16 protein-coding genes are annotated in these 14,640 nt (G+C 68.1%); 9 read left to right on the top strand and 7 right to left on the bottom strand.

Annotation, left to right across the window (positions count from 1 at the left end):
- Positions 1-78: 78 nt before the first annotated feature.
- The 3 genes from ACQPYM_RS24160 to ACQPYM_RS24150 form a co-directional block, all read right to left on the bottom strand.
- Positions 79-1,173: a winged helix DNA-binding domain-containing protein gene (locus tag ACQPYM_RS24160; protein ID WP_433003948.1), complete on the bottom strand. Its 1,095-nt coding sequence runs from the start codon at positions 1,171-1,173 to the stop codon at positions 79-81.
- 39 nt (positions 1,174-1,212) lie between these two features.
- Positions 1,213-1,323 carry a LuxR C-terminal-related transcriptional regulator gene (locus ACQPYM_RS24155; protein WP_433023373.1) on the bottom strand — a complete coding sequence of 37 codons (111 nt, stop codon included), beginning with the start codon at positions 1,321-1,323 and terminating at the stop codon, positions 1,213-1,215.
- Positions 1,324-1,527: 204 nt separating this feature from the next.
- On the bottom strand, positions 1,528-4,860 hold the full coding sequence (locus tag ACQPYM_RS24150; protein ID WP_433003945.1) for a S8 family serine peptidase: 3,333 nt from the start codon (positions 4,858-4,860) through the stop codon (positions 1,528-1,530).
- Between the two features lie 382 nt (positions 4,861-5,242).
- Between ACQPYM_RS24150 and ACQPYM_RS24145 the strand changes: the two genes are divergently transcribed.
- A complete protein-coding gene (locus ACQPYM_RS24145; RefSeq protein ID WP_433003942.1) occupies positions 5,243-5,875 on the top strand; it encodes an HNH endonuclease family protein in 633 nt (210 codons plus the stop codon).
- A 14-nt stretch (positions 5,876-5,889) separates the two neighbouring features.
- Here ACQPYM_RS24145 and ACQPYM_RS24140 read toward each other — a convergent pair whose 3' ends face one another.
- On the bottom strand, positions 5,890-6,747 hold the full coding sequence (locus ACQPYM_RS24140; RefSeq protein ID WP_433003939.1) for an alpha/beta fold hydrolase: 858 nt from the start codon (positions 6,745-6,747) through the stop codon (positions 5,890-5,892).
- Positions 6,748-6,802: 55 nt separating this feature from the next.
- Here ACQPYM_RS24140 and ACQPYM_RS24135 point away from each other — a divergent pair, with 55 nt between their 5' ends.
- The 4 genes from ACQPYM_RS24135 to ACQPYM_RS24120 all read left to right on the top strand — a co-directional run bounded on the left by ACQPYM_RS24135 (position 6,803) and on the right by ACQPYM_RS24120 (position 9,183).
- Positions 6,803-7,405 (top strand): TetR/AcrR family transcriptional regulator, encoded by a 603-nt coding sequence (locus ACQPYM_RS24135; protein ID WP_433003936.1) that lies wholly within the window; start codon positions 6,803-6,805, stop codon positions 7,403-7,405.
- Positions 7,406-7,441: 36 nt separating this feature from the next.
- Positions 7,442-7,921, top strand: coding sequence for a ribonuclease H family protein (locus ACQPYM_RS24130; protein ID WP_433003933.1), 480 nt, complete (start codon positions 7,442-7,444; stop codon positions 7,919-7,921).
- 113 nt (positions 7,922-8,034) lie between these two features.
- Positions 8,035-8,781, top strand: a complete 747-nt coding sequence (locus ACQPYM_RS24125) for an FHA domain-containing protein (RefSeq protein WP_433003930.1) — start codon at positions 8,035-8,037, stop codon at positions 8,779-8,781.
- Positions 8,782-8,787: 6 nt separating this feature from the next.
- Positions 8,788-9,183 carry a hypothetical protein gene (locus ACQPYM_RS24120; RefSeq protein ID WP_433003927.1) on the top strand — a complete coding sequence of 132 codons (396 nt, stop codon included), beginning with the start codon at positions 8,788-8,790 and terminating at the stop codon, positions 9,181-9,183.
- Between the two features lie 11 nt (positions 9,184-9,194).
- On the opposite strand, the gene ACQPYM_RS24115 is transcribed toward ACQPYM_RS24120, so the two are convergent.
- Positions 9,195-10,121, bottom strand: a complete 927-nt coding sequence (locus ACQPYM_RS24115; protein ID WP_433003924.1) for a pseudouridine-5'-phosphate glycosidase — start codon at positions 10,119-10,121, stop codon at positions 9,195-9,197.
- Positions 10,114-10,995, bottom strand: a complete 882-nt coding sequence (locus tag ACQPYM_RS24110) for a carbohydrate kinase family protein (RefSeq protein WP_433003921.1) — start codon at positions 10,993-10,995, stop codon at positions 10,114-10,116. Before ACQPYM_RS24110 ends, ACQPYM_RS24115 begins: the two co-directional genes overlap by 8 nt.
- Before the next feature lie 47 nt (positions 10,996-11,042).
- Between ACQPYM_RS24110 and ACQPYM_RS24105 the strand changes: the two genes are divergently transcribed.
- Positions 11,043-11,414 carry a VOC family protein gene (locus ACQPYM_RS24105; RefSeq protein WP_433003918.1) on the top strand — a complete coding sequence of 124 codons (372 nt, stop codon included), beginning with the start codon at positions 11,043-11,045 and terminating at the stop codon, positions 11,412-11,414.
- A 3-nt stretch (positions 11,415-11,417) separates the two neighbouring features.
- On the opposite strand, the gene ACQPYM_RS24100 is transcribed toward ACQPYM_RS24105, so the two are convergent.
- Positions 11,418-11,762 carry a hypothetical protein gene (locus ACQPYM_RS24100; protein ID WP_433003915.1) on the bottom strand — a complete coding sequence of 115 codons (345 nt, stop codon included), beginning with the start codon at positions 11,760-11,762 and terminating at the stop codon, positions 11,418-11,420.
- 143 nt (positions 11,763-11,905) lie between these two features.
- Between ACQPYM_RS24100 and ACQPYM_RS24095 the strand changes: the two genes are divergently transcribed.
- The 3 genes from ACQPYM_RS24095 (at position 11,906) to ACQPYM_RS24085 (ending at position 14,587) form a co-directional block, all read left to right on the top strand.
- Entirely contained in the window at positions 11,906-13,045 is a 1,140-nt protein-coding gene (locus ACQPYM_RS24095; RefSeq protein ID WP_433003912.1) for a helix-turn-helix domain-containing protein, read from the top strand.
- 85 nt (positions 13,046-13,130) lie between these two features.
- Positions 13,131-13,832 carry a CatB-related O-acetyltransferase gene (locus tag ACQPYM_RS24090; RefSeq protein WP_433023371.1) on the top strand — a complete coding sequence of 234 codons (702 nt, stop codon included), beginning with the start codon at positions 13,131-13,133 and terminating at the stop codon, positions 13,830-13,832.
- On the top strand, positions 13,829-14,587 hold the full coding sequence (locus tag ACQPYM_RS24085; RefSeq protein ID WP_433003910.1) for an SRPBCC family protein: 759 nt from the start codon (positions 13,829-13,831) through the stop codon (positions 14,585-14,587). The genes ACQPYM_RS24090 and ACQPYM_RS24085 overlap by 4 nt, the downstream gene beginning before the upstream one ends.
- Positions 14,588-14,640 lie beyond the last annotated feature (53 nt).

Here is a 14,640-nt window from a genome sequence, read left to right as displayed (position 1 = left end):
ACCTCGCGCTGGAGTACATCACCTCCCAACCCGACGTCTGGCTGACCACCAGCGACGAGATCGCAGACCACTACCGAGCTAGTCGAGGCTGATCGTTGCCTCGGCCGCGTTGCCGGTGACGAAAGGAAGAAGCAGCTCGGCCTCTGCCAGTACTGCGGAGGCGTCGGCCCGCGACAGTGGGCGGAACGGGGTGAGGGTCAGGGCCGAGTTCTTCAGCGACCACGAGCCTCGGACGAGGCCGTCGACGAGGAAGGTCGGTTCGACCCAGGCCTGGCCGGGGCAGACCCGCTTGCGATCCTCATCGCTGATGATGCGGCTGCGGTCGGCATGGCCCAGTACTGCGTTGTCGAACGCGGGCAGGAAGCGTACGGGTGCCGGGGTGTCGTCGTCGGCGAGCGACGCCTCGGGCAGGTCGAACAGTTCCGTGCCCTGCTCGGTCTGAAACACCTGCAGCGCCGGGCGGAGGCCGTCGACGACTTCGCGCAGCCGGGTGAGTCCGGACCAAGCCTGCAGGTCCCGGACGCTGGCGGGACCGAACGCGGCCAGGTACCGGTGGATCATCAGTTCGAGCTGTCTTTCCGTCGCCAGCGGTCGTCCGATCCAGGAGTCGGCGAACGCTACCGAAACCGAGGCCGGGCTGCCCCAGCGACCCCAGGCGCTGTCGGGTGGCGGGTGCACCATCGGTACCTTGAGTTCCACCGCGGAGGCCAGCCTGCCGCCGTGGCGGCCGGGGTAGCGCTCGACGAACAGACGACCGAGCTGACGGCGGGTGAGCGTGCTGTCGGCCAGGAGCTCGCGGCCCGCCTCGACGAGTTGGTCGAGATCGATCCCGGTGATCTTCTCGGTGAAGTACGGACTCCGCAGCGCACTGTCCACGGCCGGCTGGATGGTCGGCCGCAACCAGCGGAAGTCGTTGCTGCTGGCAAGGTGCTGGGTACGGCGCAGCAACGTCGAGCGGACCACGGACCGATCGTGCAGCAGCGAGGTCAGCTCGTCGTGCCGGAAACCGTCGACCCTGGTCCACAGCCCCACGTAGGGCCAGTTCGGCTCCTGAGCCTGCATCGCGACGAGTCGCTCGATGACGTCGACCACCGGCAGCGAGGTGCGGTCGGTCAGGAACTGCCGCGCCAGCAGCGTCCGGTTGAGGGTGCGTCGGGAAAGTAGGCGAATCACGGGAAGAACGCTAGAGGGAGTACAGGCCAGATCCTGTCCTCAACTGAGGAGGTTGAGGGTGTGGGCGTGAGCGGTGGCTTCGGTGCGGATGGTGGCGTTGAGTTTGGTGAGGATGCGGGAGAGGTGGACGCCGACCGTGGCGGGGGAGATGTAGAGCTCGGCGCACGCTGCCCTCGGGGCGCTGGATCAGTTCTTCCTCCGGCCGGCCGTCCCTCGTCCTCCAGCGACTCCACCGTGCGCTTGTACTTGCCATCCGTTGATTTCGGCGCGGTTGTCGAGCCCTTAGCTGCTTGGTGAAAAAGCCGAGTGCCGGCCGGAGGTGGTGGAAACCCGGCCGGCACTCGGTGACTCCTGCTAGTTGACGATGATCTTGTCGACCTCGATGGTGAGGCCCTTGACGAGTGGCGTCGACGTCCCGGTGGTGACCGTTCCGGTGCCGTTCTGCACACCCCTGATGTTCATCGAGTACGTCATCGTGCCGCCGGGCGCACCCGGCGTACTGGTGATCCGGTAGTCCTGGACCGGCGGACCGGTGATCTGGCTACCGGCTGACCCCTCGAAGTTCTCGGCCCCGACCGTCAGCCCGTACGCCGGGCCTGGGTCGCCCGGCAGGTTGGCCGAGTTGTAGGTGAACGAGATGTCCTCGACCCCGTTGACGCCGATCCATTGCTGGTGCACCTTCAGGGCGTTGGTGCCGAACAGGTTCGCCCGCCACTCGATGACGAGCCAGGTACTCACCCCGTCGGTCAGCGTGCCGGCCAGGATGCCCGGAGCGCCGGTGCCGTCGAGATCGGTCCAGTAGGACGCGAGCACATTGTTCGGGCGCGCGGGATCGGGCAGGTTCTGCGGGGTGAACTGGATGTCGTCCGACCCCGACGTACCGCCGGCCACCGCGTAGCCGTTGGAGACCACGCCGATCTGGGTGTACGACTGCCCGGCGAAGACATACGACGGGACGTTGAAGTTCACGGCCTCTTCGTCACCGATCGGCACCGGCGTGATGCCGAAGGCGTCCAGCGGCAGGTAACCCGCGGGACTCGTTCCCGGTGCGATGACAGGCCGGTCGGGTTCGCGCCCTTCCAGTGTCTGCGTCTTGGTGGCGATCTGGCTGCCGATCTTGGTCGCACCCGTCACGCTGTTCAGCCGCAGCTGCGAGCTCAGCGTGCTGACCGCGGTCACGTCCGTGGTCTGCAGGCTGTTGTTCTGCACGGTGACCGTGCAGGTCGACGCGCCGGTGTTCCGTGCGATCGTGCTCGGAACGCAGGTCTGGTCGATCGGCACGATGCCTTCCTGCCGGAAGAACGCCACCGGCAGGTGCAGGGCCCGGCTGCCACCGATCTGCTTGAGGTTGACCTGGCCGAAGTACTGGCCGTCGGGCAGGTCCGGTGCGGTGATCGCGATGGTCAGCTTCTGCGACCTGCCTGGGCCGACCTCGAAGGCGGGCGGCCAGACCGTGATCTTGGCGCCGTTGACGGTGCTACCGCTCGCGGAGAAGCGGAGCTTGGTGTTGGTGACGTTCTTGACCACCCGCTTGGCCGTGATCGCGCCCGGCATGGTCGGCGCGTTCACCGACGGCAGGTTGAGGTCGATCCGGTTCAGCGCGCTCGCGGCCGAAGCGGCGTAGTTCGCCGCCGTCTCGTCCAGGGTCAGTCCCGGGTCGCCGGCCTTCGTCAGGTCGATGCGGCCGCCGCCGTAGTCGAACGGGTCGGCCTGCGTGACCCGGTCGGGCTTCTTGACGGTGGTCTTGGCGGTGGTCTCCAGTGCGGACTTCACCTGGCCCGGCGTCCACGAAGGATTCAGGGCGAAGAGCAGTGCGGCCGCGCCGGCGACGTGCGGTGACGACATCGAAGTACCGGCGATTGCCTGGTACAGGTTTCCGGGTGGGCCTTCGGACGGCGACTCGGGGGTCGGCGTCGTACCGGCGAGGATGTGCAGACCAGGTGCGGTGACGTCCGGCTTGAGGAAGTCGCCACCGGGACCGCGCGACGAGAACGACGTCATCACGTCGCCCTGCCAGGTGGTCTTGTTGCCTTGCGTCATCGTTGCGGTCGTGGTCGGGTGCGCTGCGAGGAACGCGAGCAGCGCGTCGGCGTCGGGCTTCTCGAGCTGCGCCGCCGGCAACCAGTGGTTGTCGGTGAAGACGTCGGACGGGAAGGTGGTGTTGTACATCAGCATCCCGACGGCGCCACCCTGCTTGACGTTGAAGCCCTTCATCACCCGGCCCGGCGTGAACTGACAGGCGACGATCTTGCCGGCCAGCGTGCCGGCGGGAGCCGCCGTGTTGCAGGTCGTGTCGGTGTAGCCGGGGGTGGCGGCACCGGGCCGTACGACGGACGTCGGCGTACTGATGCCCGGGGTGACCGACGCACCGGTGACGGTGGCGGTTGCGCCGTCACCCGACAGCGTGATGGTCGAGCGGAAGGTCCGGCTCTGGGTGGAAGCCGCGACCGTGGTGACCCACGGGCTGCGGTGATCGGTGGTGTTGGGGCCCGGACCGGAGTTGCCGGCCGAGGCGGCCACGAAGACACCCGCGGCGTACGCGTCCAGGAAGGCGAGCTCGACCGGGTCGCTGTACGGGTCGCTGCCGCCGGAGATCGAGAAGTTGATCACCCGGACGCCGTCGAGGATGGCGCGCGCGACTGCCGCCGCCGAGTCGGACGGGAAGCAGCCTTCCGCGCCGCAGACCTTGTAGACCGAGACGGCCGCTGCCGGGGCGATACCGCGGATCGGTCCGCGGCTGATGCCCAGCGTGTTCGCGTTGGCGACCGGGCCGCCGGCCGAGGTGGTCGCGGTGTGCGTGCCGTGCCCGTTCGAGTCACGCGCGGAGTCGGGGTAGACGTCGCCGCCGATCACCGCGTTGTAGGTGTCGAGGAACGGCCGTCCGCCGATCAGCTTGTTGTTGCAGGTGTAGATGTCGCTCGCCGGGGTCAGCGGGTTGTCGCCGAAGTCGCACACCCGTGGGGTGGCGTCAGCGGTCGGCGGTGGCGCCGGGAGGGTGCCGGGATCGGTGTACGACGGGTGCTCCGGCCACGCGCCGGTGTCGAGGATGCCGACGATGACGCCCTTGCCCGAAGAGGCCGAGCCGCCGAGTTTGCTGTAGATCGTCGGGGCGCCGATGAAGTCGCCGCTCGAGTCGGTCAGCAACTTCTGCGGGTTGTCCTGCTGGACCGCGGCGACGCCGGGGAGTTTGAGCAGGTCGCGAGCCTGGTTCGCCGGCACGCTGAGCGCGAGACCGCCGTACACGGTGCGCAGCTTCTGGCCCGCTCTGGCGCTCGGGACCTTGGTCTGCATCGCGGAGAGGAAGCGGTTCTCCAGCGCGGTCACGTGCTTGAGGTACTTGGTGGCGTTGGCACCCTTGGGATCGAGCCGCTTGCCGGTGACCGAGGGGCTGGTACCGGGGAGACCCTTGATGCCACCGCGGTACGCGGCCAGCGAGTCGTAGTCGAGCTTGACGACGACGCGAACCTGCTTGGCCGACGTGCTGTTGATCAGAGCCGGGTCGCTCTTGGCGAGCTGACCACTGGGCGATTTGGCGCCGTTGACGGTACTGGCGACTTTGAGCGGTGTAGCCGTCCACTCCCGGCCGCTCGGGCCGACCGGCGACGGGTCGGCGGCAACCGCGCCCGTCGGGGTGAGAGTGGCGGTCAGCAGCAGACCGGCGGACAGCCCGGCCGTGGTGATACCCATGGTTCGTCGGTGAGTCGGTGACCTCATGTGTTGGCCTCCCGTGAAGGCAGATGACGCCGTCACCGCGAGAAGTCAGCCGTAGAACCTCAGAGCTCATTCCCCCAGGGTGGCGCAGCAACCCTTCAGCCCTGTGACCGACCGATCCCCCCCGGGTATCGGCGTACCGGCCGGCACCCCCACGGTGCCTGCCTGAGCCGAGGCTAAGCCCAAACCGCCACCACGACCAGACCTCACACATCGGGTCGGCGCGGGCAGCCGGGTTTGAGGCGGTGGCGGCGGTACTGTCCGGGCGGTGAAATCCCGCCTCTTTGCTGTTGTCGTACTTGTCCCTTTGATGCTCAGTGGTTGTTCGTTTCCCCAAGCTGGGGCCGATCCGGGATCGGTGGGGACTTCGGTCAAGCCGCCGACTATGGGGCCGTCGGGTGGGGTGGTTTCCGGTACGGCGAAGGCGATTGTCGGTGAGTTGGGTCGGGTGCGGGTGGTGGCGGCGCGGCCCGAGGTGCCGGGGTACAAGCGGGATCAGTTCGGGCAGGCCTGGTCGGACAATCACTCCGGGCTGGGTGGTCACAACGGTTGTGACACCCGCAACGACGTCCTGGCAGCGCAGTTGCAGGCGCGCAAGTATCGCGGGAAGTCCCGTTGTGTGGTGATCGCCGGTGTTCTGCCCGTCGAGCCGTACACCGGGAAGCGGATCGAGTTCCGCAAGGAAGCCGCGTCCGAGATTCAGATCGACCACATCTACCCGCTGTCGCGAGCCTGGGACATGGGTGCCGCGAAGTGGTCGAAGCAGCGCCGGGTCGACTTCGCCAATGACGAGGCGATGAATCTGATCGCCGCCGACGGCCCGGCCAACGCGTCGAAGGGCGACTCCGGGCCGGGGGAGTGGATGCCGATCAATCGCGCCTACCGTTGCACGTACGTCCTGCGCTACCTGCAGGTCGCCCGCAAGTGGTCGCTTCCGATCACCGCGGCCGACCGCGACTCGGCGAAGGCCATCACCCACATCTGCCCGTAGCCGGGGCGCTGGGGTCAGGCCGTTCGCGTGCTGAGCTTGGCGATTTCGGTGGCGAAGCGGTCCGGTGCGTCGAGCGCCACCAACGTCTTGGCCTGGGGAACGGACACGAACTGCGCGTCGCGGAAGGCCGCGGCGAGCCGCTGACCGAGCTTCGGCGTGAAGGCCCGGTCGTCCTCGCCCCAGACGACCGCCACCGGCCCTTCGAACCGGTCGAGGCGGGTGGAGACCTCGTTCAGTTCGGCAGGGCTGACCCGCCGGAGGAAGCGCGCGATGTCCTGCCGGATCGCCGGGCTGTCGATGCTCGGCGCGAACCACCCGGCGGTCCGCTCGGGCTCGAGCGTGTGGGCGAGCGGTCCGATCCCGAGCGGTGAGTGCCGCAGGGCGCGCCACCGCATCGCCTTGAGAATCAGGCCTGCCAGCCCGGGGTGCTTTCCCGCGTTGAAGACCGCTTTGAACTGAGCCGGGGGGAAGGTGGTGAAGGCGTCGCAGTTGGAGAGCACGACAGCACCGATACGGCCGGCATCCGTGTCGAGGAGGAACTGGCACACCGCGCCGCCCGTGTCGTTGCCGACCAGTACGACGTTCCGGAGGTCGAGCTCCTCGAGGAACGACAACACGACCTGCGCGACGCCCTTGGGGGAGAGATCGGCATCGGAGTTCATCGCCGTACGGTGCGCGCCCAGAGGCCAGGTCGGCGCGATCGCGCGGAATCCCTGGTCTCCCAACCGCTCCGGTACGTCGCCCCACACGGTCTCGTCGACGAGGAATCCGTGCACGAAAACGACCGGCCGGCCGTCGTCGGGCCCGGCCTGCCGGTAGGGGATCGGACCGGCTGGAAGGGTGAGTTCGCGGTACGTCGTACGGGCCGCCATGGCTCCTCCGAGGTAAGGTTACGAACAGGTTGTATCGAACTTACGGACAGGTTGTATGGAAGTCAAGCGCACCCAAGCACAACGCACCGCGGCCACCCGGGCCGCGCTGGTCGCGGCTGCCCGCCCGCTCTTCGCCGAGCACGGGTACGCCGCGATGTCGACCGACCAGATCGCCAAGGCCGCCGGAGTGACCCGCGGCGCGCTCTACCACCAGTTCGCCGGCAAGGAGGAGTTGTTCGCCGAGGTGGTCGAACAGATCGAGGCTGAGATCGCCGCGGACATCGCCGCCGCCATCGACGTCGCGGCACCGACCGACGTCGACGCGATGATCGGCGCCAACATCGACGCCTTCCTCGCGGCCTGCGCCGAACCCGAGGTGCACCGCATCGCGCTCCTCGAAGCACCGGCGGCGCTCGGCTGGGAACGCTGGCGGTCCATCTGTTTCAAGTACGGCGTTGGCAGCGTCGAGCGGGTGCTCCAGTCGCTCATGGACGCCGGACTCGTCGCCGTGCAACCGGTCCGGCCGCTGGCCCACGTCGTGGCCGGCGCACTTGACGAGGCTGCCCTCTATGCAGCTCGGGCGGACGACCGCGAGCTTGCGGTCAAGGAAGTCCGCGGAGCACTGCACGCGTTGGTCGCCGGGTTGCTGACCCGCTGACCCGCTGACCCGGCGTCGGCGGAGTAGGGTTTCGCCGTGACACCTTCAGTACGCACTCGTCGTCCTCGGCCGGCCGACATGACTGTCCCCGTCGGAGCCCGCTCCGTCTTCACCGACGGCGCCTGCTCGCGCAACCCTGGACCCGGCGGCTGGGCCTGGGCGCTGTCGACGACCGAGTACGCCGCCGGCCACGAGGCGGTCTCCACGAATCAGCGGATGGAGATCCGAGCCGCCCTCGAGGCGGTGCGGGCGAACGAGGGTCCGCTGCTGGTCGTCTCGGACTCGACGTACGTCGTGAACTGCTTCCGCGACGGCTGGCACCGCGGCTGGCTCGAGCGCGGCTGGCTCACCTCCGCCAAGAAGCCGGTCGCCAACCGCGACCTCTGGGAACCCCTGGTGGAGTTGGTGATCGACCGCGGAGACGTCGCCTTCCAGTGGGTGAAGGGCCATTCCGGTCACCAGATGAACGACTTCGTCGACGGCCTGGCCGTCGCCGCCTGCTTCCCCGAGCACTGAGCTGGGTCGAAGACGCCGACGGTGGCGTCTTGTGACCGTCCGTCGCGAGTGCTTTCCTGGTCGTGGGGGTGCGGTGAGGACGGGTGAGGTGCCCGCGATCGCCGCAGCAGACCATGAGCAATGGATCGAGTACGCCGTACCTCGTGGTGGAAACCGGAGCGCACGAGGGGCAGCGGATCAATCTCACCGGCGCCCGCTTGACGGTCGGCCGGTTGCCGAGTTGCGAGGTCCGTTTCGACACCCCGTACCTCAGCCGGCAGCATGCGGCGCTGTGGCAGCAAGACGGTGCGGACTACATCGAAGATCTGGGCTCGGCCGGCGGCACCTTCGTGAACGGTCAGGCGGTCACGGCGCCGCGGCGGTTGTACCCGGGGGACCGGGTCGCATTCGCGGACCTGCAGCTCCGGTACGGCGCGGGCGAGGGCGCGCCGGCCTCCCAAACTCAGGCTGCACTGCGCTATGACATCGGCGATCAGCGCGCTCGCACGATCAACAACGTCGGCCGGGATCAGTACGTCCAGCAGGTGATCCAGCAACGGGAGAACTTCTTCCGCGAGATCGCCGCGACGAGGACGAAGGCCCGCGGGCTGATCTGGACCGGTGTGGTGGTCTTCCTGGTCGGACTCACGATCGCGGCCGTCGGCTGGTACCAGTACTTCGGCCAGATCATGGACCTCTCATCCGCCTCGGGCATGCCCACGCGGGAGGACGTCAGCGGGTTCCTGGTGTTCGCGCTCGGCGGGCTGGTCAACGTGGTCGGCGTACTGCTGATCATCGCCGGGATCGTCATGCACATCGTCGCCACCGCTCGTCGGCGGCGCGTCGACCGGGAACTACCGCCACCCCAGCTCGGGAGCTGAATCGCGATGACTTTCAACATCGGCAACCAGAACGCCGCCAACATCAACAACGTCGGCCGCGACCAGCACATCACGGGTGGGCAGACCGGCATCGTGGTGACCTCGGAGCAGGCTTTGCAGGCGCTCGCCGAACTACGCGCGGGCGTCAAGGCCACGCGGCTCGACCCGGTGGCCTCGATCGCGGCAGAGAAGGAGCTTCGCGACATCGAGGCAGATATGAGCCGGCCGGAGCCGGATCGGACCCGGATCGCGCCGAAGGTCGAGCGGCTGACCCGCGTCCTCCTCGCCGCCGGATCACTGGCCTCGGCCGGATCGGCGCTCGTCGGGCCCCTCGGCATGCTCGCGCACTGGCTGGGAGCTCTCGGTGCGCCGATCCTCGACCTGTTGCCGGCCCTGCTGTGACTACCGGCTGATCACTTGGTCATCGCGACGGCGATTCGGGCCGCGATGGCGGCGTTGTTCCGGGCCAGTGCAAGGTTGGCCGGGATGCTCTCGCCGTCGGTTTCCTTCTCGATTCTTCCGAGCACGTACGGCGTGACGGCCGGGCCGGTGACGCCGGCGCTCGCCTTCAGGGCGGCGGCGAGTACGGCGGTGATGCGCGACTCCGGGATCTCGTCGGCTTCGGGGATCGGGACAGTGAGCAGTACGCCGGTGTTGGGTCGCGCGCGATACCGCAGTACGTCGCAGACCGTTTGTTCGTCCTCGACTCGGTGGGGGACCGGCAAGCCGCTCGATCGCGTGTAGAAGGCCGGGAACCAGTCGTGCAGCCAGCCCAGGACCGGGACGCCCGCGGTCTCGAGGTATTCGAGGGTCCGTGGCAGGTCGAGGAAGGCCTTGGCGCCGGCGGAGACGGTGATGACCGGGTGGTTGGCGATCGCGTCGAGGTCGGCCGAAATGTCTCCGGTGATTTCGGATCCGCGGTGGACGCCACCGATACCGCCGGTGGCGAATACCGAGATACCGGCCGCGTGGGCGAGCGCAACTGTGGCCGAGACTGTGGTGACGCCGACATCCCACTTCTGTGCGCGGGCGACTGGCAGATCGCGCTCGGCGACCTTTCGCGTGCCCTGCAGCACTCGCTTTTCTTCGTCCGGCGTGAGCCCGAGATGAGGCCGGCCGTCGAGGATCGCGGCCACCGCCGGGGTGGCGCCCTGATCGAGAACTGCTTGCTTGCAGACCGCAAGTGCGTCGGCGTTCGCGGGGGCGGGCAGGCCGAGCGTCGAGAAGATGGTCGACTCCAGCGCGACGACGGCGCGCCCTTCGCCCAGGGCCCGCGCTACGTCATCGGAAAGGACGAACTCGGCGCTATCGGAAAGGACGAACTCGGCGTTGTCAGTCACGAACAGCTCCCTGCTCCTCGGTGGTCAGAACGGCGCCAGGTTGACTGAGAACCTTCCTGGCAAGTTTGTGGCCGGCGGCAACCGCTTCGATCGGCTCGGCATTGTCCAGTACTGCGGCCAGAAAGCCGGCCGCAAACGCATCACCGGCACCGGTCGTGTCCCGCACGTCGTCGACCGGGTCGGGCCGGACAGTCACAGTCTTGTTGCCATCGGCATGGATCTCGGTCGGATCACTGCCGTTCTTGACCACCAGCGTCGTACCGGGACCGACGAGTTCGCGCAGGGAACCAAGCTGGGCTTCGGCTCCGTTGGCGAAGATGTACGTCGGCCGCAGGGTGCTGAGCAAGGCACGGAAGGCCGGCGGACCGACGGAGTCGATGAGCGCGACACTTGCCGCGTCGATGGTGAGGATCGCCCGCTCGGCGTGAGCGATCTCGGAGGCTCGTCGAAGTACAGGCCAGGAACGGCCGGTCAACGAGTACGCCGAGAGGTGGCACGCATCGGCGCCGGCGATCCACGAGTCCGGGACCTCGGCGAGCTCGGCCGCCGCGGCTCGGTCCGGGAACATCGTGCGCTCCCCGGACCCATCCACCACGATGACGATGGCCCCGGTCCGTCCTTCTCGCTGGACCTTGGGCTCAACACCCGCCCGGACCAGTTCCAGCACCAACGCCTCACCGGCCAGATCGTCCCCAACCCGCCCGACGAACCGCACCGAAGTACCAAGACTGCTGGCGAAAACAGCCACGCTGGCGGCCGCACCCCCACGCACCCGCTGAATCCGCGCCGGATTGTCCGTCCCAACCCACGTCACGCCACCCGCCCACACCACAACGTCCTCAACCAGATCCCCAACACACACCAAGCGACGCATACCACCACCCTATGGTGAAGAGGTCCCCGACGAGATGAGATAGGACCATGGTTCAGCTCAATCACACCATCGTGAATTCCCAGGACAAGGAAGAGTCCGCCCGATTCCTGGCAGAACTTCTCGGCGTCGCCGACCCCACGCCGTACGGGCCGTTCCTGGTCGTGCAGGTGGCGGAGGTGTCCCTCGACTTCGCCGACGCGGACGGTCCGGTCACCCCGCAGCACTACGCGTTCCTGGTCGACGAACCGGAGTTCGACGCGATCTTCGGGCGCATCCGGGAACGCGGCTTGGACTACTGGGCCGATCCCTTCCGGCGACGACCGGGCGAGATCAACACCAACGACGGCGGCCGCGGCGTGTACTGGCTCGACCCCAACGGCCACATCCTGGAAATCATCACCCGCCCGTACGGCGGCTGACCACTAGGCGGTGTAACCGAGGATTTGTTCGGGTGGGGGGAAGCCTTCGCGGAGGTCGATGCCGTGGACGTCGATGCAGTGGTTGCGGAACCAGTGGTCGAAGGGGTCGTCGCTGGTGGCCAGGCCGGTGAAGGCTGCTTGGAGATCGTCTGCCACGAGGTGGACTACAGCGACTGTGCCGGTGGGTGTGGTCTGGAGCCACACGGATTCGCTGGTGATGCCGAGCTTCTTTCGGGACGCCTCGTAGTCGGCGCGGCGGTCGCCGTGCCAACAGGAGTGCATGGCGGCCTTGTCCTGTTCGGTCTTTCCGGGCAGCAGCGGGATGGCGAAGGCAACGGCTGTGGACATCTTGGTCTCCTCGGTCGGTCCGCCGCGGTCCGGCGGGTTGCTCCGAGCATGCGGCCGGCCGGCCGGGCGAACCACCCACCCGAATCTGGGATCTTTCCTGCACCCGGCTTGCGGTCCACGACCCAGCGCCGGACACTCCAGATATGGCCGGGTGGGATGCCGATCGGCTCGTGGCGGAGGTGCAGCGTCTCGGGATCAGGAGCCTGCCGCGCGACCGGTACTTCGAGGAGCTCGGTGCGCGGCTTCGGCGGACCTTGCCCATCGACGCCGCCTGCTGGCACGGGCTCGACCCTCGCACCCTGCTCCTGACGACGGCCAATCCGGTCGAGCTCGTCGAGCGAGGCTTCCTGTCCGAGCAGACCGAGCCGGTCGCCGCGCGCTCGGTGATTGCCAGCGAATACCAGCGCGAAGACTACAACACCTTTGCTGGCCTCGCGAGACGCCGAGCCCCGGTGGGCATTCTCAGCGAGGCGTGTCGCGGGCGTCCGGAACGGAGTGCGCGGTACCGGGAGTTCCTCGCACCGAGCGGGACGCCGTTCGAGCTGCGCGCTGCGATGGTGACCCGCGGCCGGGCGTGGGCGTGCGTAGTACTCCATCGGACCGCGGCGACCGGTGACTTCCAGCCGGCCGAGGCAAGACTGATGGCGCGGCTGTCCCGGCCGATCGCCAACGGCGTGCGCGCTTCCCTGCTACGAGATGCGGCGTTGCGCTCCGAGGACGAGGGAGCGCCGGGCATGATCTTGCTCGGGCCGCGGGACGAGCTCGAGCTCATCACCCCACCGGCCGAGCGTTTCGTGGAGCTGCTGCGCGAAGAGAGCAGCTCGTCCTCAACGCTGCCACCCCCGATCCTGGCCGCCGCGGCCAGCGCACGGCGTCGGCCGGCGGACGCGGTCGAGGGCGTCACGCTGCACGTGCCCAGCGGTATCGGATGGCTCACCCTGTACGCGTCGTACCCGCAGGGTGTGCGGTCCGGGCGAGTGGCCATCGTCATTCAGCTGACCAAAGGTGAGACGGCATCAGCGCTGCGGCTCGAAGCCCACGGCCTGACCAGCCGGGAGCAAGAAGTGGCCGCTCTGGCAGCGCACGGCCTGACGACCGAGGCGCTGGCCGAGCGCCTGTTCCTTTCACCGTGGACCGTCCAGGACCACCTGAAGTCAATCTTCGACAAGACCGGCACCCACAGCCGCCGCCAACTGCGCGCCCAGATCTTCCACGAGACCTACCTCCCCGCGATAGCCCGGCAAAGCCCTCTCGACGCGAACGGCAGCCCGGTCCCTCAATAGGACCGCTGGCAAGTCCTTGTCATTTGCAGCGGGGCTTGGGTGCTGGAAGGTGAGAGGGAATCGCTAGGCCTTCCTGGTTTCGCCCCTGGAGGAGGTTGGTGTGTCCGCACCGGACCCGGCTCGGCTGTATCCGGACGCCTATGGCCCGAATGCCGGTTTGATCAGGGGTGATCCGCAGGTCGTGTTTCTCAAGGCGCTGGTGCAGTCGCCGCTCACCTCGGTCGGCGACTACACCTATTACGCCGATCCGGTCGACCCGACCGGGTTCGAGCGGCACAACGTGCTGTTCCACTACGGGCCGGATCGCCTGGTGATCGGTAAGTTCTGCGCGCTGGCCCGGGGGGTGCGGTTCATCATGGGCGCGGCCAATCACCGGCGGGCCGGGGTGTCGACCTTTCCGTTCCCGATGTTCGGTGGCGACTGGCTGGAGTACATGCCGTTGTTCGCCGAGCGGGACTTTCCCGGCGACACCGTGGTGGGCAACGACGTCTGGCTGGGCTACGACGCGACGGTGATGCCGGGTGTTCGGATCGGTGACGGCGCGATCGTCGCGGCCAAGTCGGTGGTGACGTCGGACGTACCGGCGTACGCGGTGGCCGGGGGTAACCCGGCCCGGATCATCCGGTACCGGTTCGAGCCGGACGAGATCGACAGGCTGGTCCGGCTGGCCTGGTGGAACTGGCCGATCGACGTGGTCTCCAGGCATATCGCCGACATCATGAGCGGCGGGGTGGCAGAGCTGGAGGCGGTGGCCCGCAAACACGGTCTGGAGGAGGACCCGCAGTGATTTTCACGCTGCTGTTCTACAGCGACGAGAAGGCGATCGCCGCGATGTCGCAAACCGAACGCAATCGCCTGGTCGAGGCCCACGTCGCGTACAACTTCGAGTTCCTGAGCAAACGCTGCACAGTCCTGGCCAGCCGGGCCTTGATGCCGACGGCAACAGCAACGACCGTGTGGCCGGACAGCGTGACGCCTGGACCGGCCGTCGTCAGTGACCCGCCACTGACCGGCTTCTACCTGATCGACTGCGCGGACCAGGCCGAGGCGGTCGAGCTCGCTCGCGGCTACCCGATGCCCGCGGACCTCGGCAGGATCGAGGTGCGAGCCGTCATCCAGGAGTGGGACTACGCGCCGAGCGTGGAGACCACCGCCTCGCCGGACGCGATCTGGAGCCAGTACGCCGACGTGGCGAGCTGGCCCGAGTGGAAGCACCAGGTCGAGCGCGTCGAGCTGGACGGACCGCTCGCGACAGGCATCACCGGCCGCATCGTCATCGAGGGCCGGCCGCCGATGCCGTACCGGATCGTGTCGGCCACCCCCGGTCGGGGATACGTCTCGGAGACGGAGCTGGGCGAAGGAATCGTGCTGCGGATCGAGCACGTCCTGACGGAGCTGCCCGATGGCGGCACCCGGATCACCCATCGGGTGAACGTGCCCCGGGCGGCGCTCGACCTGCTGGGGCACGAGTTCAGCCCCGCGCTGAACGACGGAATGCGCCGGACCCTGCACGCCTTGGCGGAGCGGGTCGCGACTGATTGACACTCCAATGTGGGAGATCTAACATTCCACATTGGAAGGTCTACCGGCTGCGT

The organism is Kribbella sp. CA-294648, from assembly GCF_050943845.1.
GTDB lineage: Bacteria > Actinomycetota > Actinomycetes > Propionibacteriales > Kribbellaceae > Kribbella.
Note: the sequence above shows the minus strand (reverse complement) of the source record. Positions and strands in the feature narration are given on the sequence as shown.

What these genes read in the sequence shown, in the direction of transcription:
- ACQPYM_RS24135 (WP_433003936.1), top strand. Translation starts at nt 6,803, where the DNA reads ATGGAAGTCAAGCGCACCCAAGCACAACGCACCGCGGCCACCCGGGCC.
- ACQPYM_RS24150 (WP_433003945.1), bottom strand. Translation starts at nt 4,860, where the DNA reads ATGGGTATCACCACGGCCGGGCTGTCCGCCGGTCTGCTGCTGACCGCC.
- ACQPYM_RS24125 (WP_433003930.1), top strand. Translation starts at nt 8,035, where the DNA reads ATGAGCAATGGATCGAGTACGCCGTACCTCGTGGTGGAAACCGGAGCG.
- ACQPYM_RS24140 (WP_433003939.1), bottom strand. Translation starts at nt 6,747, where the DNA reads ATGGCGGCCCGTACGACGTACCGCGAACTCACCCTTCCAGCCGGTCCG.
- ACQPYM_RS24120 (WP_433003927.1), top strand. Translation starts at nt 8,788, where the DNA reads ATGACTTTCAACATCGGCAACCAGAACGCCGCCAACATCAACAACGTC.
- ACQPYM_RS24095 (WP_433003912.1), top strand. Translation starts at nt 11,906, where the DNA reads ATGGCCGGGTGGGATGCCGATCGGCTCGTGGCGGAGGTGCAGCGTCTC.
- ACQPYM_RS24100 (WP_433003915.1), bottom strand. Translation starts at nt 11,762, where the DNA reads ATGTCCACAGCCGTTGCCTTCGCCATCCCGCTGCTGCCCGGAAAGACC.
- ACQPYM_RS24110 (WP_433003921.1), bottom strand. Translation starts at nt 10,995, where the DNA reads ATGCGTCGCTTGGTGTGTGTTGGGGATCTGGTTGAGGACGTTGTGGTG.
- ACQPYM_RS24105 (WP_433003918.1), top strand. Translation starts at nt 11,043, where the DNA reads ATGGTTCAGCTCAATCACACCATCGTGAATTCCCAGGACAAGGAAGAG.